The following is a 19,647-nucleotide window of genomic DNA, read 5'->3' as shown; positions in this document are numbered from 1 at the left end:
GTCTTTCAGCCGTGCCTTATGCAGCGGCTTTCAAAACATGGGCGTCGTTGTTTCGCAAGCGGCGCAGATAGAGATCGACGAAATCTGCGGGGGCCGCCTCCTTGACACTGGGACGGGCGGCAAGGTTTTTCCGCCAGGCGGCGACCTTGGGCAGGTCTGCGGTCAGGCCCGTCACCGCCACCGTTTCAAGCGCATCGAGCTGGCGGAAAGCCGGAGCGAAAACGGCATCCACGAGGCTGAACTGGGTGCCGGCAAAGAACGGTCCGGCGATTGTGTCTTCGAGCCGGCGGAGCTTTGCCGCTAGCGCCTGGCTGGCACCATCGAGCTCGCTTTGGTCCTTGGCCGCGCTCAACCGCCAGAGATCGCCCAGGACCTGCGAACCGAACTCGATCCAGGAGCGGTGCTGCGCGCGTTCGAGCGCATCGCTCGGGTGGAGCCGCTTTTCGGTGATGGTATCTTCGAGATATTCAAGAATAACAGCGCTTTCGAAGACGATGGCAGGCTCGTGGCCATCGCGCTCGACCTTGAGCACCGGAACCTTGCCGAGGGGCGAGAGGGCCAGGAACCAATCGGGCTTATTGGCGAGGTCGATATAGACGACGTCGAAGGGCACGCCCTTTTCCTTCAGCGCAATGACGGCGCGCTGCACATAGGGACAGGTGGGGAAGCTGATCAGGGTGAGCTTGGACATGGAATTCTTCTATGACGGGCGACCAAGATTGGTCGGGCAAAGGCATGATGGGCCAGCATAACCGGTCGAGGTGCTTCAGGCGAGAAAGCCAGTGCCCCGCGAACCACGTGCCGGACAATGAAAGAGCGCATTACGGCCGCTCTCGGCAAAACCGTGTCGTGCTCCTGGGCGCGACTGGTCGGGCTGTCCCGTGATCGGACTCTTTTTTGCAGCTTGTTAAAGTTAACCAGAAATAGACCGACATGCTCAAATATTGGGCAGTGAATGCCAGCGCCCTTCAGGGCTGCTTTCGGCGTCTGGGAGGAAGAAGTGCGTCTTAATTCTCTACCCGTCAGGGTTTCCCTGTTCGCGGGACTTGTCATTGCATTGGTATTTTGTCTCGGAATGACCTTCCTGGTGCAGCGCATCGGAAGCTCGGTCGAGCAGCAGACAACGGAACTGCAGGCCGAAACGACGCGGTCGCTTTCCGAAAAGGTCTCGCGCGATCTGGTCCTCGCCAAACAGGCGGCAGCCGATATCGGCAGCGCCACGGCGGCGATGCGGAGCGCTGGTGTGCTTGACCGGGCCAGCTATGACAGCGTGCTTCAGAATGTGCTCGCCGAAAATCCGGAACTATTGGCGACCTGGGCAGCCTGGGAGCCGAACGCGCTTGATGGCAAGGATGCCGAATTTGCCGGCGTGGCGCCCTGGGACGCCACCGGACGTTTCGTGCCCTACTGGCAGCGCGGCGGCGGGCCGATCGTGCAGGAAATGCTGATCGACTATGACAAGCCCGGCGTCGGCGACTATGCGCTCTTGCCGAAAAACCTCGACCGGGCCGTGGCCATCGAGCCCTACCCTTACGTGGTCAGCGGCCAGGAAGTGCTGATCACCTCGTTCGGCGTGCCGATCAAGGTCAATGGCACCTATGTCGGCACGGCGGGCATCGACCTGTCGCTCGGCGCCATCAATGAAGAACTGGCGGCGATGCGTCCTTTCGAAACCGGCAATGTGGCGCTGGTTTCGGCAACAGGCATTGTCATCGCCCATCCTGATGCGAGCCTTGTCGGCACAACGCTGGCAGCTGATTCAGAACTGGCGCAAGTCGCCACGGCATCGAGCAAGAGCGACAGCTATGTCGAGGCAGAAGCCACCGGCTCGGACGGCGCGCCTTGGCGCTATATGGCGGTGAGTTTTGACGCAGGCGGCACGCAGGATCGTTGGAGCGTCGTCTCCATGGTGCCGCAGGCGACCCTTGGCGCCGCAGTCTCGGAAGCGCGCTGGACCATTATCGGGCTTTCGGCGATCTGCGTTATCGCCGCTGTCGGCATCGTCTTCGGGCTGATGCTGTGGCTGGTGGGCCGGCCGCTCAACCAGCTGGGCGCCACGGTCGAAACCATGGCTGATGGCAATTACGACCTGACCGTGCCCTTCATGATGCGGCAGGACGAAATCGGCACGCTGTCGCGCTCGGTGGAAGTGTTCCGCGACAATGGCATCAAGGTGGCGCAGATGACCGAGGCGGAAGCAGCCCGGATCATTCGGGATCGCGATGCGCGGGCGCAGATGATGACGGAGCTGCAATCGGCCTTCGGCAATGTGGTGGACGCCGCCATCGACGGCGATTTCTCGCGCCGGGTGGAAACGGAATTCCCCGATGCGGAGCTCAATTCGCTGGCGGCGGGGATCAACAAGCTGGTCGGTACGGTGGAGGGCGGGCTCGACGAAACCGGTCAGGTTCTGTCAGCCCTTGCTGATACCGACCTGACGCAACGAATTCGCGGCGACTATCGCGGCGCCTTTGCCAAGCTCAAGTCCGACACCAATGCCGTGGCCGATCGCCTGGCGGATGTCGTTGGGCAGTTGCGCGGCACTTCAAGGGCGCTGCGGACGGCTACGGCGGAAATTCTCTCCGGCGCAAATGATCTCAGTGATCGCACGACCAAGCAGGCGGCGACGATCGAAGAGACTTCGGCAGCGATGGAGCAACTGGCGCGGACCGTGATCGACAATGCCAGCCAGGCGGAAGTGGCTTCCAGCAAAGCGGGCGAGGTTTCCCGCTCGGCCGAAGAAGGCGGCAGCCTGATGGAAGAGGCCAATGGCGCCATGGACCGGATCACCCAGTCTTCGGCCAAAATCTCCAACATCATCGGCATGATCGACGACATTGCCTTCCAGACCAACCTGCTGGCTCTCAACGCCTCGGTCGAAGCAGCGCGGGCCGGTGAGGCGGGCAAGGGCTTTGCCGTGGTTGCCGTGGAAGTGCGGCGGCTGGCGCAATCGGCGGCCCAGGCATCTTCTGACGTGAAGCAGTTGATCGAGCAGAGCAGCGGTGAGGTTTCGGCAGGGTCGCGGCTCGTGGCCAATGCGGCCAATCGGCTGCTCACCATGCTGGAGGCGGTGCGCGAGAACAACGAACTGCTCGGAAGCATAGCCCGCGGCAGCCGCGAGCAGGCTTCAGCCATCGAGGAAGTGACCACCGCCGTGCGGCAGATGGACGAGATGACCCAGCACAATGCGGCGCTGGTCGAGGAGATCAACGCTTCCATCGAACAGACGGAGGCGCAGGCGACCGAGCTTGATCGTGTGGTCGATGTGTTCAGGCTGGCTGATAGCGGCTCACGCAGTGCTACGCCGGATCGCCGGACTGCTCCGCGGAAGCCTGCGCCGGTCTACCGGAGCCAAGGCAGTGCGGCTATCGCGCAGGATTGGTCGGAGTTTTAGTGCCGCCCCAAAATGCAGTCATTGCCCGGCGCGTCCGGGCAATGACGCTACCACCTGAGGCCCGATGGGCTGGGGCGCTTGAAGTGTTCGGTCAGGGCGATCAGCACGACCATGTGCAGGCGCTCTTTCGAGCCGGGATCCTTGAGGCATTTGACGCGGGACGACACGGTGAATTTGAGGCCATTGCGCAGCCCCGTTGCCGTATAGGAGAGCAATTGGGCGGCAGCGTCATAACTGGCTGCTACGACCTTGAACTCCATCGTCGACATCGCCCTCGTCCACCAACCGACCGAAGCCATCATGGACCCGAGGGGCGGATTCCTTCAAGGGGTGCGATCGATCCCGTCGACCCACACATGGGCAATATTGGCGCGTGTCGTGCCGTAAATGAGCTTCTCGAACACAGCATCAGGGCTCGTTTCGTCGAAAAGGCGGATGGCGCCGGCTCGCGCATTTGTGTCCACGGCGAGGACGTCGAAGCGATAACCGGGCGCGATGATGCCAATGGGAAGATCGAGCGCGACACCACCGCCCGATGTCGCGAGATGGAACGCTGTGACGAGGTTGACCGCAGAATTTGGGCGGCCGCGTTTGTCAGCCGGCAAGGCAGGGTCAGTGCCTTCGGCGAGCATGCGGGAGGACTGGACCGTAGTGCGGACGGCTTCGAACATTGAGGCGGAGGGGCCGCCGGAGATGTCGGTGCCGAGGCCGACATGCACGCCCTTTTCCAGTGCATGGCGCAACGGGAAGACGGAATTGGCGAAATAGATATTGGACAGGGCGCAATGGGCCACCGCGGCGCCGCGGGAGGCGAGGCGGTCCATGTCCTCGTCGGTGAGAAAATTGGAGTGGGCGAGGACGCTTTTACGCGTCAGTAGCCCAAAGGAGTCGAGTGCGGCGGCGTCGGTGATGCCGAACCGGGAGAGCACGTGACCATGGGCCCAGTCGCTTTCCGAGCAATGAGTCTGGACGTGGCAGCCGCATTCCTGCGCCAGGGCGCCGAGGCCGATGAGGGCTTCGGCGGTGCAGGACGGAATGAAGCGCGGGGTGATGACCGGAAGGACGCGCCCTGCCCCGTTTTCGGGGTGGCTGCGGATGTGGTCGATGACGGCACGGGTTTCGGCGACTGCGGTCTCGGCGTTGTCGTCACGATAGTATTCGGGACAGGCGGCAGGGTCGTCCATCACGACCTTGCCGACGAGGGCGCGCTGGCCTTTTTCGAGGCAGATATCGGCGAGGAGTTTTGTCGCCGCTTCGTGCTGGGTGGCGAAATAGAGGGCCGTGGTGGTGCCGGTGGCGAGGAGGTCATCGACGAGGGCGGTATAGCGCTCGCGGGCGAAATCGAGGTCGGCATAGCGGGCTTCGAGCGGAAAAGTGTATTTTTTCAGCCAGACTTCCAGCGGCTCATCGAGAGCGAGGCCGAGCTGGGGGTATTGGGGCGCGTGGATGTGGAGATCGACGAGGCCGGGGAGACCGTAGTACCCCTCGGGCAAGCGATGGAGACGGTCGCCGAGTTCGGCTTCGACCAATGTCCGCATGGAATCGCCGGCGGGGTGGATGTCGGTGATTGTGCCGGTCTCATCGACGCGGATGAGGACGTTTTCCAGCACCTCCAGCCGGTCGCGAGTGGGCGCGTGGAAGAAGGTGCCGATGATGCCTGCGCCGGAAATATTCATGTTCACCAGACGATCTTGTGCGTTTCGCCCGTTTGTACATTCACGAAGCCTTCCGGGCAAAGCTCGGAGGGGGCGACGAGCACCCAGCGCCAGGGCGAACAGGTGAGCGTGGCGAAGATCAGGAATTCGGGGAAACCGGGCTTCCACCGATTCATGGCGGCAGGCGCATAGACCCAATCGACCTGCTCGGCGCGGGCGAGGAATGCCTTCATGTCAGCGTCGAACGTTTCGGCGGGGCGCGCGGTCATCAGGCCGGCGATTTCGAGGCGGACTTCGGCGACGACTTCGCCTTTGTGCACAAGCACCCAACCGCCATCGTTTTCGGCGAGGCGATTGACGGCCTTGGCCATGGCCGCGTCCGAGGAGCCGATGCACCAGATATTGTGACTATCGTGGGCGACAGAGCAGCAGAGCGCCGTGTCGGGGTCTGAGGGGCCGACGCCGCTCCAGAACATCGAGGCGACTGCGCCATCGCCGCGATAGCGGTCGATCATCGACCATTTGGTGATGAGTTTTTGGGGGGCACGCTGCACTTCGCCGTTTTCGACCGGCAGGGTTTCGACGGCGAAATCCTCGTTCCAGGCGAAGGGCCGGGAGATGGCGGCCTGCATGGTCAAGCGGCCGGGGTCGGCCTTGATGGCAAAGTCAGCGGCGGTCAGGGTGCGGCCAATATTGACGGAGCCAGAAGCCCAATCGGGCCAGTCGACGCGGACGTCTGGGCCGGCATAGGTCTTGCCGTTCGAAACGAGCTGGCCGTCGGAATAGACATGAGCGATGTCGATCGAGGGGACATCGCGCAGAAGCACTATGTCGGCATAACGTCCTGGGGTGATCGAGCCGACCCACTGGTCGATGCGCATATGGCGCGCGGGATTAATGGTGGCGCATTGGATGGCGATCTCGGGCGAGAGGCCGTAGTGGATCGCATGGCGAACGTTGTGATCGGTGGCGCCATCCTTCAACGTATCGCTGGCGCTGCGGTCGTCCGTCGTGAAGGCGATGTTCGACCAGTCCTTCAGGCCCTTTGCGAGAAGGCCGGGAATTATGGCATCATAGGAGAAGGGACGCAGTTCGGTGAAGAGGCCGCGCAGCAGGCGGTCCCAGGTTTCTTCAAGGGCCCAGACTTCGTGGTCGGAGGAGAGGCCGGCGGCAGCGAAGGCGGAAATGTCGTGGAGGTCGGTGAGGCCGTTGCCATGGCCTTCGACGACGCCGCGCATTTCAAAGGTGGCGCGGATCATGCCCCACATGCGCTGATAGCCCGGATTGGTCGGGTCCCAGACCGAGGGCCAGTCCATGACTTCGTCGAGACTGGTTACCGAGAGGAGTTCGGAGAGGAACTGCTTTTGCTCCTCGTAACCAAAATAGCCGCCGGATTGCTCCCACGGCGTGGGCGGCACGGCGGAGCCGGGCTGGATGAACACTTTTAGGGGCGAGCCGGCGCGGCGGGCTTTTTCCCAGAACTCGATGTTTTTCGGGCCGTTGACGTTGGCGAACTCGTGGCTCGCCTCGCAGGTCCAGGTATTGCCGCGCGGCAGGACCAATTCGGCTTCGAAATCGGGCGTCAGGTGGGTGGATTCGATGTGCTTGTGCACTTCGCCGAAGCCGGGGACGGCCGAGAGGTCGGGATAGGAGACGCGTTTGGTGACTTCGCCGCGATAGGAGCCGATGGGGCCGACATAGGCGATGCGGCGGCCGGAGACGATGATCTCCTGGTTTTCCATCCACTCATTGGCGTGGACGGCGAGGAGGCGGCCGACCTCGATGGCGAGATCGGCGGGCTTTTTGCCGAGCGAAACGAGTAGTAAATGCTGACGGACTGTTACCTCTTGGGCAGCATCAAGGATCAAATCGTCAGGTTGCGTCATATCTTGGAAAGAGTCCGCATCTGCCGGGCACGCTGCGCACGGTAGGAAAAGAGGATGAGGGCGAGGACCGTCACCACGAAGGGGATGGTCTGGATCATCTCACCGGGGATCCAGTTGAAGAGATTGGGCATGACAATGGCGAGGGCTTCGAAGATGCCGAAGAGCAATGCTGCAAGCATGGCACCGACCGGATGACGGGCGCCGAGCAGCACGGCGCCAAGGGCGATGAAGCCACGACCGGCGGTCATGTCACGGGTAAAGCCGATATAGTTGAACATGGCGAGCTGGGCGCCGCCAATGCCGGCCAGAGCGCCTGAAGCCACAAGACTCCACGCGCGGACTTTTGCGACGGGAATGCCGGCCGCTTCGGGCGCTGCCGGATATTCGCCGACGCCACGCAGCCACAGGCCATAGGGCGTGCGGAACAAAAAGTACCAGACCGCAAAGACCATGAAGACGCCGAGCCAGGAGAGGATCGAGTGGCCGGAGAGGAGGCTCTTCAGCGTCGGTCCCACGGCCGGGATGGCTTCGAGGAAAGAGAGGTCCACCGCCGGTACGGCTTTGGAGGGCAGGTTGATGGAGGTGCCCTTGTCGCCGCCGGTGGCGCGCGAGAGGGCGAAGACGGTGCCACCCGTGGCGAGGATGTTGACGGCAAAGCCGACGAGGATGATGTCGGCCTTCAAACGGAGATGGAAGAAGGCCATCAGCGCGCCGAGCATGGCGCCGGCCGCGACGCCCGAAAGCACGGCGACATACCAGGGGGCATAGACCGAAACGATGACGGCGGTCAGTGCCGCAATCAGCATCATGCCTTCGAGAGCGACGTTAAGGGCGCCCGACAGGTCGGAGATGAGGCCGCCGAGCGCTGCAAAGAGTAGCGGCGTGGTGGTGCGAACGACGGTGACGAAGAAGGTGGCGGAAAAGACCGTGAGCAGGAGTTCGATCATTTTGCGGCCTCCGGCGTAGCGGCATTGGCTGATTTCTGGCCCATGAGGCGCGCGAAGAGCTTTTTGCCCGGCAGGGAGAAGGACGAGGCGACGAGCAGAATGATGATGGCCTGGACCACGGAGATCATTTCGGTGGGCACGTCGGTGCGGATGCCCATTAGCTGGGCGCCCTGGCGGAGATAGCCATAGGCCAGGGCAACGATGGGCACGGCGAGTGGCCGGGAGCGGGCGACGATGGCGATGAGAATGCCTTCAAAGGCGAGGTTGCCGTCAAAATTCTGCGCCAAATTGCCGAAGGCGCGGCCCTGCACGAAGACCGAGCCGAGAAGACCGCCAAAGGCACCGGCGACGGTCATGGCCGAGACCATGATGAAGCTCGAGCGGATGCCGGCATATTCGGCAAATTTGGGATTGTGGCCCACAAGGCGAAGTTTCAGGCCCCAACTGGTGCGATAGAGCAGGAACCAGACGGCGAAGGTGGCGACAAGGGCAATGACGATGCCGAGATCGAAGCGCGTGCCGGGAAGGATGGCGGGGAAGATCGCTGTGTCTGGGAACTTTGCCGTCATCAACTGGCCGGTGCCGGCGGGCGCGAGATGGGCGCGGATGAGGTAGTTCACCACCAGAATGGCGATGTAGTTGAGCATGAGCGAGGAGACGATTTCGCTCGCACCAAAACGGGCCTTGGCATAGCCGGGAATGAAGCCATAGACGGCACCCGCGCACATGGCGGCGAGCATGGCGATCGGGATCGCCAGGTGTGTCGCGCCGATGGGCGACATGGCGATAAGCGCGGCGAAAAGGCCGCCCATATAGACCTGACCCTGCACACCCATGGAGAATTGCCGCGCCTGAAAGACGAGGCTGAAGGCAAGGCCGGTGAGGGTCAATTTGGCAACGTCGTCGATCCAGAGGCCCATGGTTCGGTTGGACGAGAGCGGCGCGGCGAGGAGGGTCTGGAAGGCGGCGCCGGGATCGGCCGATGTAAGAAGAATGACGACGAGGGCGACGGCCAGGGCAATGACCAGCGCGGTCAGGGCGCGGCCGGTTTCGTTGCGAATGGTTTTCCAGCGGGAGGGAGAGGTGGTGCTCATTGGAGGGCTGCCCGCATGGTTTCGGGGTCCTGGCTCGAGAGGCCAAGCATATAGGTGCCCAGCGTTTCGGCGGTGAGGTCATCGGAATTGACGAAGGCGGCAACGATCTTGCCGCGATAGAAGACGACGAGGCGATCGGAGAGCGCCAGGAGTTCGGAGAGGTCGGCAGAGCTCAGCAGCACCGCGGCGCCACCATCGCGGGCGTCAGTGAGGGACCTCCAGATGAACTGGGTGGCGCCGAGATCGACGCCGCGGGTCGGCTGATTGACGAGGAGCAGTTTGGGCTGTTCCGAGAGTTCGCGGGCAACCACGACCTTTTGCATATTGCCGCCCGAGAGCGTGCCGACGGCATAGCCGGGCCCGCCGGAGCGGATGGAAAAACGCTCGATCAGCGAAAGGGCATTGGCCTTCATTGCCTTCAAATCAAGGAGGCCATTGCGCACGAAACGCTTGTCGGCAAGGCGCGTAGCGATGAGGTTTTCGGCGATGGTGGCGCCGGTGGCGAGGCCGCGGGCGATGCGGTCTTCGGGGATGCTGGCAAGGCCCTGTTCGCGGCGTTCGAGGACGCTTTTGGGGCCAAGGCTCGTGCCATTGAGATAAATGACGCCATCGGCCACGGGGCGGAGGCCGGCAATGGCTTCGAGCAGTTCGGCCTGGCCATTGCCCTCGACGCCGACGAGGCCGAGAATTTCGCCCGAATGCACCTTGAGGTTGAGGTCCTGGGCGATGGTGACGCCGCTCTCGGCGGTCAGTTTCAGCGCCTTGACCTCGCAGGCCACATCGCCGCGGGTCTTGGCGCGATCGACGCGCAGGGCGATTTCGCGACCGACCATCATGGTGGCGAGGCTGTCCTCGGTGACATCCCTGGCATTGACGGAGCCGACGGTCTTGCCGCCGCGCATGACGGTGATGCGATCCGAAATTTCCAGAACTTCGGGGAGCTTATGCGCGATGAAGATGACGGTGCGGCCCTGAGCGACCAGCGCGCGGACGGCGACGAAAAGCTCTTCGACCTCCTGCGGCGCGAGCACGGCCGTGGGCTCGTCGAGAATGAGAATGCGCGCGTCCCGATAAAGGGCCTTGAGGATTTCCACCCGCTGCTGCTGGCCGACAGGGAGTTGGCCAACCGGCGGCAGGGGATCGACCGCAAGACGGAACTTTTCGGAGAGCGCGCGCACTTTTTCGATCGCCTCGCGGCGGTCGAACGTTATGCCGTTGCGCGGCTCGGAGCCGAGCACGACGTTTTCATAAACCGAGAAGGAGGGGACCAGCGAGAAGTGCTGAAAAACCATGCCGATGCCGTGGTCGATGGCTTCGCGCGGATTGGCGAAGCTGACGACTTTGCCATCGAGGCGGATTTCGCCGCGATCGGGCTGTTCGATACCGAACAGGATCTTCATCAGCGTGGATTTGCCGGCACCGTTTTCGCCGACGACGGCATGCACCTCGCCCGCCGAAACGGAGAGATTGACCCCGTCATTGGCGACAGTGCCGCCGGGATAGGTCTTGCCGATGGAAATGGCTTCGAGCAGCGGCGCCATCGCGGATCCTCGTAAAAACAAAAACCCCGCCCTTTGGAAAGGGCGGGGTCTGAAGGCTTAGTTCATGGCGCTTTCGACGGTGATTTCGCCGGCGATGATCTTGGCTTCCTGAGCATCGACTTCGGCGCGCACTTCGGCGGGAACGAGCTTTTCATAAAAGCTGTTCTTGGAAATGCCCACGGCACCATCGGCAAGGCCGAGGATCAGGTTGGTGCCATAGGGGGCAGTGCCTTCGATGGTCTGCTGCAGGGCGGTGAAGAGCGAGTCACCGACCTTCTTTTCGACCGAGGTGAAGATCACATCGGCCTGGGCCGGATCGGTCGGAGCGAAGATTGCCGCCTGATCGCTGTCGACCCCGACAGCCAGCTTGCCTTCATCACGTGCGGCCTGTAGCGCGCCGATGCCGGTGCCGCCGGCAATCGGGAAGACGATATCGACGCCCTGAGCGAACTGGGCCAGCGCCAGTTCCTTGCCCTTGGCCGGATCGGTGAAGGAACCGGCGACGGCGCGGGTTACTTCCACATCGGGATTAGCAGCTTTGGCACCCTGCTCGAAGCCGAGGGCGAATTCGAGAATGGTCGCGCCTTCGACGCCGAGGATTTCACCGAGCTTGCCGGTCTTGGAGATTTTCGCGGCCGCATAGCCGGCCAGGTAGCCGGCGGTCGAAACGCGATAATTGATGGCGAGAATGTTGGAATTGGCGCCGCCGGTGAAATCGGGGGCATCATCGAAAATGATGAATTTTGTATCGGGATATTCCGGGGACAGCTCGGCCATGAAGCCGGTCATTTCCCAGGTGCCGCCGATGACGACATCATAACCCTGGTCGGTGGCATCGGCCAGAGCCGGCTGCCAGCGGCCGCGATCGAGGCCGGCTTCGATGACGGTGACATCAACGGGAAGCTCGGCTTCGGCGCGGTCGAGGCCGGCAGCGGCGGAGTCAAAGAAGCTCTTGTCGCCGAGATTGCCGTGGACGACCAAGGCAACCTTGAGCGGGTTTTCCTTGGTGTATTCCTGCGCCATGACGGCACCGGCGGAAACCGAGGCCAGGAGGCCTGCAGCAAGCAGGCCGCTAAAAGCGCGACGCGAGAATTTAGGCATGGACATTGACGGAGCTCCCTTGGCTTTGTCAGATATTGGCGCGGTAGGCGACGGAAGCGCGATAGAGCGCCACGAGGCGATCAACCCTGGCTTCCTCGATAATGGTCACCATGGGCGTGCCCAGGCGGCCGGTTGGATCAACCACCGTCATGCCGCGGGTGATGCCGGGCGAAAGCGCCACATCCATCGAGGCACGCAGGGTCTTGGTCACGAGTTCCGGCTCGATCACCGCGGCAATGGCCAGGGGATCAACGAAGCGGAAGTGGTCGGGGCCGCCATAGCCGACCGTGGTGCGGCGGGCATGTTCGACAAGAGCGACCGAAAAGGTCTTTTCCGGGCTTTCCGGAATGTCCTTCAAGAGGGCCTCGACTTCGTCGCCGGTCATGAAATGGGTAACGCAGGGTTCCCATGGGGCGATGAGCATTTCAATCTCGGTGCCAAAAACGATGGCAGCGGCTTCCGGGTCGGCATAGATGTTGAATTCGGCAGCCGGGGTGGTGTTGCCGCGGCCATAGACGGTGGCGCCCATGATGGTGAGCTGGCCGATGCCGGCGGTGATATCGGGCGCCAGACGCAGCGCGAGCGCCAGATTGGTCAGCGGCCCGATCATCAGGATATCGACCTTTTCACCAGCCTTGGCGGCCGCGCGGAAGGTGTCGACGAGATAGCCGACGCCGTTGGTGCCAGCGACTTCCGGAATCTTTGCCGGACGCGGGGCGCCGCCGAGGCCGTCTTCACCGTGGATATACTTTGCGTCGATGACCGGCTGGGTCAGCGGACGATCGGCGCCCTTGTGCACCGGCACTGAGCCTTTGCCGGCGACTTCGAGCACGGTGAGAATATTGCGGGTTGCCGCATCGAGGCCGACATTGCCGAAGACGGTGGTGATCGCGTCCGGCGTACGGCCATTGGCGATCAGCATGAGAAGGGCCTGTGCGTCGTCGACGCCGCCATCAGTATCGAGAATGAGTTTTCTTGCCATTATGCCACTTTCCGGGCCGCTTCGACGCGCGCCCAGAAATCCTTGTAGGTGTTTGAGTAATCGGCCCGGATCTCGGAGAAGGGCCGACGCAGGAGCTGCCTGTCGGCCACCAGCTGCTCGCCGGCGACATAGACATGGCGCACATCCCGTCCACTTCCCGAATAGACGAGAAGCGTTTCGATGTCAGGGGTTTCAGAATAGCCCGCACCGGAAATATCGAGGGCAATGATATCAGCGGATTTGCCTATTTCGAGTGAGCCGATCTCGTTTTCGAGGCCCAGAGCCTTGGCGCCCTCGATGGTCGCCATGCGCACCAGTTCGGCGCTGGAAATGGGCTGCGCCCTGCCCTCGCGATGCGAAGCAACGAGGCCGGCGACGCGCATTTCGTTGATCATGTCATAGCCGTTGTTGGCGGCGACATTGTCGGTGCCGAGCGCCACGGTGACGCCGGCTGCTTTCAAATCCACGACTGGACATATGCCTTCGCGGCCGGAGCGGAGGCCCGCCGTGGCATTGTGGGAAATGGATGCATGCGGGGCGCGAGCAAAAACCTCGATGTCTTCGGGACTGAGATCGAGGCAGTGCGCAGCGTGGATGCGGCCATTGAAGAAGCCGAGCTTTTCGAGCGCGACGGCAGCCGTCGTGCCATAGCGGCGTTCGGTTTCTTCATTGTCCTCGGGACCGCAGGCCATGTGCAAGTGCAGACCCACGCCATATTCATTGGCGACCGCAACCTCGGCCAGCAGCAGGTCTTCGGTATTGTCGACATAGGGCGCGTGCGGACCGAACCAGGGGATAACCCGACCATCAGCGGAGCGCTGCTGTTTCAGGAAGTTCGTGGCTAGAGCCAGCTCCTCTTCGCCGCGCTGCTTGTCGCCGAGCTGCACGATGCCATAGGCGATCACGGCGCGAAGGCCGGCTTGCTTGACCCCTTCGGCAATCTCTTCGGCGAAGAAATACTGGTCGCAGAAGGTCGTCGTGCCCGTAAGAACCATTTCGGCGCAGGAGAGGGCGACGGCGGGACCAATATCTGAGGCGACCAGCGACAGTTCCGGCTCGCGGATGGAATTGTACCAGCCTTCCATGGTGAGAAGGCTTTGCCCTTCGGACCGACCACGGAAAAGCACCATGGCTGAATGAGTGTGGGCATTGACGAGGCCCGGCATGACCACATGGCCATCGAGCGCCTTTACGTCGTCGAAATCACTGTCCGGCGGGCAGGTCTCCATGGGGCCTACGCCGGTTATCCGTCCGTCAACAAAGGCCACCCAGCCGGAGGGAAAGACGGCATTGCCGCTATCCACAGTGAGAACCGTTGCATTGCGAAGGAGTGTAGAACCCATTTGACCTATCGCTAGTAAAGCGCTTTACATAGCTGATCTAACGACGGTTTCGCGGGGGTTGTCAAATGCTATCACGCTGGATTTGCACAAGCGCTCACCGCACGAGATTTCTGCATATTTCTTTGGCAGCCTGCCTATGAGTATCAATCCGTTTGCCGCGGATTCAGCCGTTCCTGCGCGCCTTGCGGCGATTGGACCCGAGGTTCGTGCGGCTATAGCCGCGCGGGTGAAGGCGGCGATTTCGCCGCGAAACAGGCAGCCGGCGAGCAATGATGGCAGCGTGCTTGCGGCCGGCGTCGCCACTGAACTCGTGAGCGAATTCGGCCTCGCTTCCGTGCGCGATCTCATGTGTCTGCTGCTCGATGTTGCCAAAAATATTGCGCGCCCCAGCATTTCCGATTTTCATGTCGGTGCGGTCGGGCTCGAGGCGGAAACGGGCAATCTCATCCTCGGCGGCAATGTCGAATTTCCGGGCACGCATCTTGGTTTTACCCTCCATGGCGAGGGTTTTGTCTTCATCCGCGCCATGAGCCGGGGCACCAATATTTCGGTGATTGCCATTGGCGAGGCGCATCCCTGCGCCCATTGCCGGCAGTGTCTCGCCGAATATGCAGCAAGCGACAAACTCGAATTGATCGATCCCCTGGGGCACACGCTGACGCTGGCCCAGCTTTATCCTTGGCCGTTCGATCCCAATTATCTCGGGGAGCGCGGCGCCGTGCCGGGCCTCGAACTCTGGCCGGCGCTGAAATTTGACGGAGACTCTGCCTCGCCCCAGTCCGACGCACTGCTGGCCAAAGGACGGCGCAGCCACTCGCCCTATAGCAAATGCCCCGGCGCAGTGCTGTTGCACCTGAAGGATGGAAACGCGGTGTTGGGTCTCGCCATCGAGAGCGTCGCCTTCAACCCCACGATCCATCCCATTCAGGCGACCGTGGTTGATCTGCTCGCCCATGGCTACAGCTATGCTGACATCTCAGCGGCAACGCTCGGAACGGTGCGCGGCGGCGCTGTCGACTATTCGGTGAGCACGCGCGAACTGCTGGCGCGTGTGGCGCCAGACGCGCCCTTGCAGATCCTGGGATGGACGCCATGAGCAGCTCGGATTTTTCCCGCACCCCCTGGGTCGATGTTGCCAAGCGTATCGAGGATGGCACGTTGGCCGTACTCGCTCTTGGCGCCTGCGAGCAGCATGGTGCACACCTGCCGCTGACCACCGATACCGACATGGCCCATGGCGTCGGCAAGCGCCTCGCGGACGAACTCGACGCGCTGCTTCTGCCGCCGATCACTTATGGCGATGCCTGGACCGCCAGCGCCTATCCCGGCACGATTTCCATCTCGCCGCGCACGCTGCAGGCGATGATGGAGGATATCGGCCACGAACTGCTGCGCATGGGCGTGCAGGGCCTCGTGATCGTCAATGGCCATTTTGGCAATCGCGAGCCAATGCTGCTTGCCGCCCGCACGCTGACGACGGCCGGCCTGCCCGTGTGCCATCTCGACTATCCCGGGCTCGAGCGGTTCGCCGCCGAAATCTGCGACAGCCAGCCGGCGGGACCGGGTTTTTATCACGCCGATGAGGTCGAAACGGCGATCATGCTGGCGGTCGCGCCCGAGGGCGTCGATATGGAGCGGGCGGCCCCCTTCTATCCCAGCTTTCCGCCGACCTTTGGCACCGAACCCTTGCAGTTTCGCGACTTTAATCCCTCCGGCGTTTTCGGCGATCCGCGCCCGGCCACTGCCGCCAAGGGCGAGGCGCTGATCGCGGGCATTCTGGGCGAGAGCCTGCACATTGTCGCGGCCTGGAGGGAGCGTCATGGCATCTAGGGGGCAGAGATGGCCACGCTGAGCGATGTCGCTGCCGAGGCCGGGGTGTCGCCCACGGCCGTGTCGCGTTATCTCAACAATCGTATCGACCTGCCCCAGGCAACGCGCGACCGGATCGATGCGGCCATAGCCAAACTCGACTATCGCCCCAATCTCCTGGCGCGCCGCCTCTCCACCGGCAAGTCCGAAGCCTTCGCGCTCGTCACGCCCGACATTGCCAACCCGTTCTTTGCCGAATTGGCTGCTGCCGTCGAGCGCCAGGCCCATGCCAGCGGCTATTCGGTCTATATCACCTCCACGGGCGGCCATGCCGATGCTGAGATCAATGCGATCCGCCGCATGGCCGACAGCCATGTCGATGGGCTGATCATGACCACCAATCGGGTGGATGACGGCTCGCTCGCCAATCTCCTGGCGGGCAGGGAAAATGTCGTGTTGCTCGACGAAGATATCGATGGCGTCAGCGTGCCGCGGGTTTTCGTGGACAATGCGGAAGGCACCTATCTCGCCGCGCAGCATCTCATCGCCATGGGGCACAGGGATATTGCGTTGATCGGCGGACCGCACCGGCTGATGAGCGTCAACGAGCGTCTCGCCGGTTTTACCCGTGCCATGGACGAGGCCGGCCTGCCGGTGCGTCCGGGCTGGGTGCTGCTGGGCGACTATACGCGCGACTATGGCGTGGCGGCCGCTTCAGTACTGCTGGACGCCGTCGATCCGCCGACCGCCATCCTCGCCTGTTCCGACTACATCGCCATCGGCGTCATGCAGGTCGTGCGAGAACACGGGCTATCCATTCCCAATGATATCAGCCTCGTCGGCTTCGATGACATGGCTTTTGCCGCCCTTGTTGATCCGCCGCTGACCACTATCCGCCAGCCGGTCGCCGCTATGGGCGAGCTGGCCGTAAAGCATCTCCTCGCCCTTCTCGAAGGGCAAACCCCGCCAGCCGAGACAAGGCTGCCGGTCGAATTGGTGACGCGCCAATCCGTCGCCGCCCCCTCTAGATAAGGCCTGACCATGACAAAGCGCATCCTGATCGCCGGTGAATCCTGGACCGTGCATTCGATCCACCAGAAGGGCTTTGATAGTTTTACGACCACCGAATATGCCGAAGGCGTGCGCTGGCTGAAGGCGGCGCTCGAAAAGGGCGGCTGGGACGTGACCTTCCAGCCTTCGCATGTCGCCGCCCGCGAGTTCCCGTTCACCGCCGAAGAACTCGCCGCCTATGACGTCGTTCTGCTTTCCGATATCGGCGCCAATACGCTGTTGCTGCATCCCGAGACTTTTACGAAGTCAAAGGTCTTGCCCAACCGCCTGGCCTCGATCCGCGACTATGTCGTCAAAGGCGGCGGCCTCGTCATGGTCGGCGGCTACCTGACCTTCCAGGGCATCGACGCCAAGGCGCAATATGCTGGCTCACCTATCGAAGAGGCCCTGCCCGTAACCATCGAAAAGGGTGACGATCGCGTCGAGGCACCGCAGGGTATTGAACCGGTGGTTGCCGATGCTGGCCACCCCATCGTAGCCGGCCTTGAAGCGACCTGGCCAATCCTCCTCGGCTACAACCGTATCGCCGCCAAACCGGACGCGACGCTGGTCGCCAGTGTTGGCCAGGATCCGCTCATCGTTGCCGGCAATTTCGGCAAGGGTCGCAGTGTCGCCTTCGCTTCCGATTGCGGCCCGCATTGGGCGCCGCCGCCCTTCGTCGATTGGGCCGGCTACGAAAAGCTCTGGACGCAGCTTTGCGATTGGGCTGCAGGCAAGGCCTGATCTGGCTTGCTCCGCCAAGCCGCCCTATGGGACAATGCAAGAGGTCGGCGCCACGGCGCCGACCTATCTATTTTGAGACTGGATATTCCGTGAGCACTCCCCTTCCCGACGACCTTATTGTCAACGCCAAGGACGAAGTGGCGATCCGCAAGCATCTTGCCCTCGTCGCTCTGGGCAAGAAACCGGCGGATCGTTCTGTGCGGGTCGGGCGACTGCTCGATACCTATGGGCGCAATTGGCATGAGGATCAGGAGATCATCATTTCGGGTCGACGCGTCGCCTGGGTCGGGCCGGCTGGCGCCTATCCCGGCGAGGTCGGCGAACGGATCGACCGCCGGCAGTTCAGCGCCGTGCCCGGCTTTGGCGAGGTGCATAAGCACATCGAATCGAGCCACCTGACGCCCGAATGGGAGGCGGCGCTGGTGCTGCCGCATGGCTGCACCTGGACCTGCGAGGCGAGCCATGAGTTTTCCAACGTCAATGGCCCCAAAAATCTCGAATTCTGGCTGACGGCGCGGCGCGCCGGCTCGCCCGCAAAGATCTTCCCGCTGCCCGGTTCGGCAGTGCCGCCGACCGCCTATGAGTGGGGTGGTGGGCATTTTGGTTTTGCCGAACAGAACGAATTTCTGCGCGATCACCTGTTGGTCGCTGGCCTCGACGAGGTGATGGATTGGCCGGCGGTGTGGAACCCGGAAAACCCCTCGCATGAGCGGCTCTGGGGCATGATCGAAGCCACCTTTGCGCAGCGCGGCGTGGTGGAAGGCCATGCCGCCGGCATGCGCGCCATCAATGATATCAACGCTTTCGCCGGTGCCGGCATGGCTTCGGACCATGAGGCCTGGACGCCGGAAGAGGTTGCCGACAAGTTGCGGCGCGGCCTCTTCATGGAGCTGCGGCCGCATTCGCTCAAAGACATCATCGCGGGGCTCCTGGCACAGGGCCAGCAGGACTGGTCGAATTTCGCGCTCTGCACCGACGATCGCAGCGCGTCGGATACGATGAAGCTTGGCGCGACCGACCACAATGTCCGTCTCGCCATGGAAGCGGGATTGCCGCTCGAGATCGCCGTGCAGCTCGTAACCATCAATCCGGCACGCCACATGCGGCTGACGCCCTGGGTTGGCGCGATCGCGCCGGGGCGCTTTGCCGACCTGGTGCTGCTCGACGACGAGCAAACACTCGGCATTGCCGAGGTTTGGGCAGACGGGCTGCAGGTTTCTGCGGGAAAAACCTATACGGCCGATGTGCCAAAAATCGACTGGCCGGAATGGGCGACGTCTTCCGTCAATGTCCAGCGCCAGCTGACCACCGAGGATTTCGCGATTGCCGCTCCGGCGAATCGTCAAAGCGTCAACGCGGCGCTGCTGCGTCCCTTTCATTGGCATGATGAGTTCATCACGACCGAACTGCCCGTAGTCGATGGCTTGGTGCAGCGCGACAGCGAGCGCAACATCACGAAATTTGCCATCGTCGATCGCTTTTCCGGCGAAGCACGAACGGCAAAGATGTTCTGGCTGGGGACGGGACCGAAGACGCCCGATACGGCCCTCGCCTGCTCGATGGGCCACGACAAGCACAATATCTGGGTTGTCGGCTCGTCCGACGAAGCCATGGCGCTGGCGGTCAACACGCTCAACGAGATCCAGGGCGGCTGGGCGCTGGTCAGCGGCGGCAAGGTCTTGGCGACGGTTCGCTACGAGGTTGGCGGGTTGATGACCTGCCGGCCGGCGCCAGAACTCGACAAGGAAATGGTCGAACTATACCGCCAGGGCGAGACCATTGAATGGATGTATGAACCAACCTTCTCGCCGCGCTGGTGGCCAGGTTTTCCGGAACGCCTGGCCTTTGCGACGCTGACCTGTTCGCCCTGGCGCTGGGTGCTGGTGGCGCCATCGCCATTGGTGCCGGACGGTTTCGTCAATGTTTCCAATGGCCAGACGCATCCAATTGTCTGGTAGAAATGCAAAAGGCGGGCTTTGAGCCCGCCTTTTTCGTATCTGCTGCCGACGCTCCGGCGCCCAGCTACTCAGTCTGGTTCTAAACGACAAAAGGCCCTCGCTAGAGCGAGGGCCTTTTGTAATTTTGCATTGTAAAGAGACAT

General features: G+C 62.5%; 16 protein-coding genes. 6 read left to right on the top strand and 10 right to left on the bottom strand.

The genetic code is table 11. The features are described from left to right. Positions 1-16 precede the first annotated feature (16 nt). Positions 17-691: a glutathione S-transferase family protein gene (locus ACSQ2A_RS00080; protein ID WP_436070589.1), complete on the bottom strand. Its 675-nt coding sequence runs from the start codon at positions 689-691 to the stop codon at positions 17-19. Positions 692-1,075: 384 nt separating this feature from the next. Here ACSQ2A_RS00080 and ACSQ2A_RS00075 point away from each other — a divergent pair, with 384 nt between their 5' ends. Continuing rightward, the gene (locus ACSQ2A_RS00075) at positions 1,076-3,394 is read left to right on the top strand and encodes a methyl-accepting chemotaxis protein (protein ID WP_436070588.1); all 2,319 of its coding nucleotides are present in this window, start codon (positions 1,076-1,078) and stop codon (positions 3,392-3,394) included. A gap of 47 nt (positions 3,395-3,441) precedes the next feature. Here ACSQ2A_RS00075 and ACSQ2A_RS00070 read toward each other — a convergent pair whose 3' ends face one another. From ACSQ2A_RS00070 to ACSQ2A_RS00030, 9 genes are read right to left on the bottom strand one after another with little or no spacing between them, the layout of a single operon-like run. Further along, positions 3,442-3,663, bottom strand: a complete 222-nt coding sequence (locus ACSQ2A_RS00070; protein ID WP_295416505.1) for a hypothetical protein — start codon at positions 3,661-3,663, stop codon at positions 3,442-3,444. Between the two features lie 54 nt (positions 3,664-3,717). Beyond that, positions 3,718-5,070, bottom strand: coding sequence for a guanine deaminase (guaD, locus tag ACSQ2A_RS00065; protein WP_436071607.1), 1,353 nt, complete (start codon positions 5,068-5,070; stop codon positions 3,718-3,720). Positions 5,071-5,072: 2 nt separating this feature from the next. Further along, on the bottom strand, positions 5,073-6,935 hold the full coding sequence (locus ACSQ2A_RS00060) for an adenine deaminase (RefSeq protein WP_436070587.1): 1,863 nt from the start codon (positions 6,933-6,935) through the stop codon (positions 5,073-5,075). Further along, on the bottom strand, positions 6,932-7,882 hold the full coding sequence (locus tag ACSQ2A_RS00055; protein ID WP_436070586.1) for an ABC transporter permease: 951 nt from the start codon (positions 7,880-7,882) through the stop codon (positions 6,932-6,934). The genes ACSQ2A_RS00060 and ACSQ2A_RS00055 overlap by 4 nt, the downstream gene beginning before the upstream one ends. Beyond that, positions 7,879-8,976 (bottom strand): ABC transporter permease, encoded by a 1,098-nt coding sequence (locus ACSQ2A_RS00050; protein ID WP_436070585.1) that lies wholly within the window; start codon positions 8,974-8,976, stop codon positions 7,879-7,881. The genes ACSQ2A_RS00055 and ACSQ2A_RS00050 overlap by 4 nt, the downstream gene beginning before the upstream one ends. Further along, positions 8,973-10,517, bottom strand: a complete 1,545-nt coding sequence (locus ACSQ2A_RS00045) for an ABC transporter ATP-binding protein (RefSeq protein ID WP_436070584.1) — start codon at positions 10,515-10,517, stop codon at positions 8,973-8,975. Before ACSQ2A_RS00045 ends, ACSQ2A_RS00050 begins: the two co-directional genes overlap by 4 nt. A 57-nt stretch (positions 10,518-10,574) precedes the next feature. Then, positions 10,575-11,624 carry a BMP family lipoprotein gene (locus ACSQ2A_RS00040; protein ID WP_436070583.1) on the bottom strand — a complete coding sequence of 350 codons (1,050 nt, stop codon included), beginning with the start codon at positions 11,622-11,624 and terminating at the stop codon, positions 10,575-10,577. A gap of 22 nt (positions 11,625-11,646) precedes the next feature. After that, the gene (locus tag ACSQ2A_RS00035) at positions 11,647-12,600 is read right to left on the bottom strand and encodes a nucleoside hydrolase (RefSeq protein WP_436070582.1); all 954 of its coding nucleotides are present in this window, start codon (positions 12,598-12,600) and stop codon (positions 11,647-11,649) included. Further along, positions 12,600-13,943: an amidohydrolase family protein gene (locus ACSQ2A_RS00030; RefSeq protein WP_436070581.1), complete on the bottom strand. Its 1,344-nt coding sequence runs from the start codon at positions 13,941-13,943 to the stop codon at positions 12,600-12,602. The genes ACSQ2A_RS00035 and ACSQ2A_RS00030 overlap by 1 nt, the downstream gene beginning before the upstream one ends. 136 nt (positions 13,944-14,079) lie before the next feature. On the opposite strand from ACSQ2A_RS00030, the gene ACSQ2A_RS00025 reads away from it, so the two are divergent. The 5 genes from ACSQ2A_RS00025 to ACSQ2A_RS00005 are packed head-to-tail and all read left to right on the top strand — an operon-like array spanning position 14,080 to position 19,504. Beyond that, positions 14,080-15,039 (top strand): hypothetical protein, encoded by a 960-nt coding sequence (locus ACSQ2A_RS00025; protein ID WP_436070580.1) that lies wholly within the window; start codon positions 14,080-14,082, stop codon positions 15,037-15,039. Then, positions 15,036-15,773 carry a creatininase family protein gene (locus tag ACSQ2A_RS00020; RefSeq protein WP_436070579.1) on the top strand — a complete coding sequence of 246 codons (738 nt, stop codon included), beginning with the start codon at positions 15,036-15,038 and terminating at the stop codon, positions 15,771-15,773. The genes ACSQ2A_RS00025 and ACSQ2A_RS00020 overlap by 4 nt, the downstream gene beginning before the upstream one ends. Before the next feature lie 9 nt (positions 15,774-15,782). Beyond that, a complete protein-coding gene (locus tag ACSQ2A_RS00015) occupies positions 15,783-16,784 on the top strand; it encodes a LacI family DNA-binding transcriptional regulator (RefSeq protein ID WP_436070578.1) in 1,002 nt (333 codons plus the stop codon). A gap of 9 nt (positions 16,785-16,793) precedes the next feature. Beyond that, the gene (locus ACSQ2A_RS00010) at positions 16,794-17,546 is read left to right on the top strand and encodes a glutamine amidotransferase (RefSeq protein ID WP_436070577.1); all 753 of its coding nucleotides are present in this window, start codon (positions 16,794-16,796) and stop codon (positions 17,544-17,546) included. Between the two features lie 26 nt (positions 17,547-17,572). Next, a complete protein-coding gene (locus ACSQ2A_RS00005; protein ID WP_436070576.1) occupies positions 17,573-19,504 on the top strand; it encodes an adenine deaminase in 1,932 nt (643 codons plus the stop codon). Positions 19,505-19,647 lie beyond the last annotated feature (143 nt).

Origin of the sequence: Devosia sp. LjRoot3 (genome assembly GCF_964252865.1) — a bacterium.
In the GTDB taxonomy this organism is placed as follows: Bacteria; Pseudomonadota; Alphaproteobacteria; order Rhizobiales; family Devosiaceae; genus Devosia.
The sequence above is the reverse complement of the archived record's forward strand: the minus strand, read 5'-3'. Positions and strand labels throughout refer to the sequence as shown.

What these genes read in the sequence shown, in the direction of transcription:
- ACSQ2A_RS00050 (WP_436070585.1), bottom strand. Translation starts at nt 8,976, where the DNA reads ATGAGCACCACCTCTCCCTCCCGCTGGAAAACCATTCGCAACGAAACC.
- ACSQ2A_RS00075 (WP_436070588.1), top strand. Translation starts at nt 1,076, where the DNA reads ATGACCTTCCTGGTGCAGCGCATCGGAAGCTCGGTCGAGCAGCAGACA.
- ACSQ2A_RS00035 (WP_436070582.1), bottom strand. Translation starts at nt 12,600, where the DNA reads ATGGCAAGAAAACTCATTCTCGATACTGATGGCGGCGTCGACGACGCA.
- ACSQ2A_RS00010 (WP_436070577.1), top strand. Translation starts at nt 16,794, where the DNA reads ATGACAAAGCGCATCCTGATCGCCGGTGAATCCTGGACCGTGCATTCG.
- ACSQ2A_RS00020 (WP_436070579.1), top strand. Translation starts at nt 15,036, where the DNA reads ATGAGCAGCTCGGATTTTTCCCGCACCCCCTGGGTCGATGTTGCCAAG.
- ACSQ2A_RS00015 (WP_436070578.1), top strand. Translation starts at nt 15,783, where the DNA reads ATGGCCACGCTGAGCGATGTCGCTGCCGAGGCCGGGGTGTCGCCCACG.
- ACSQ2A_RS00040 (WP_436070583.1), bottom strand. Translation starts at nt 11,624, where the DNA reads ATGTCCATGCCTAAATTCTCGCGTCGCGCTTTTAGCGGCCTGCTTGCT.
- ACSQ2A_RS00055 (WP_436070586.1), bottom strand. Translation starts at nt 7,882, where the DNA reads ATGATCGAACTCCTGCTCACGGTCTTTTCCGCCACCTTCTTCGTCACC.
- ACSQ2A_RS00045 (WP_436070584.1), bottom strand. Translation starts at nt 10,517, where the DNA reads ATGGCGCCGCTGCTCGAAGCCATTTCCATCGGCAAGACCTATCCCGGC.
- ACSQ2A_RS00080 (WP_436070589.1), bottom strand. Translation starts at nt 691, where the DNA reads ATGTCCAAGCTCACCCTGATCAGCTTCCCCACCTGTCCCTATGTGCAG.
- ACSQ2A_RS00070 (WP_295416505.1), bottom strand. Translation starts at nt 3,663, where the DNA reads ATGTCGACGATGGAGTTCAAGGTCGTAGCAGCCAGTTATGACGCTGCC.
- guaD (WP_436071607.1), bottom strand. Translation starts at nt 5,070, where the DNA reads ATGAATATTTCCGGCGCAGGCATCATCGGCACCTTCTTCCACGCGCCC.
- ACSQ2A_RS00025 (WP_436070580.1), top strand. Translation starts at nt 14,080, where the DNA reads ATGAGTATCAATCCGTTTGCCGCGGATTCAGCCGTTCCTGCGCGCCTT.
- ACSQ2A_RS00030 (WP_436070581.1), bottom strand. Translation starts at nt 13,943, where the DNA reads ATGGGTTCTACACTCCTTCGCAATGCAACGGTTCTCACTGTGGATAGC.
- ACSQ2A_RS00005 (WP_436070576.1), top strand. Translation starts at nt 17,573, where the DNA reads ATGGGACAATGCAAGAGGTCGGCGCCACGGCGCCGACCTATCTATTTT.
- ACSQ2A_RS00060 (WP_436070587.1), bottom strand. Translation starts at nt 6,935, where the DNA reads ATGACGCAACCTGACGATTTGATCCTTGATGCTGCCCAAGAGGTAACA.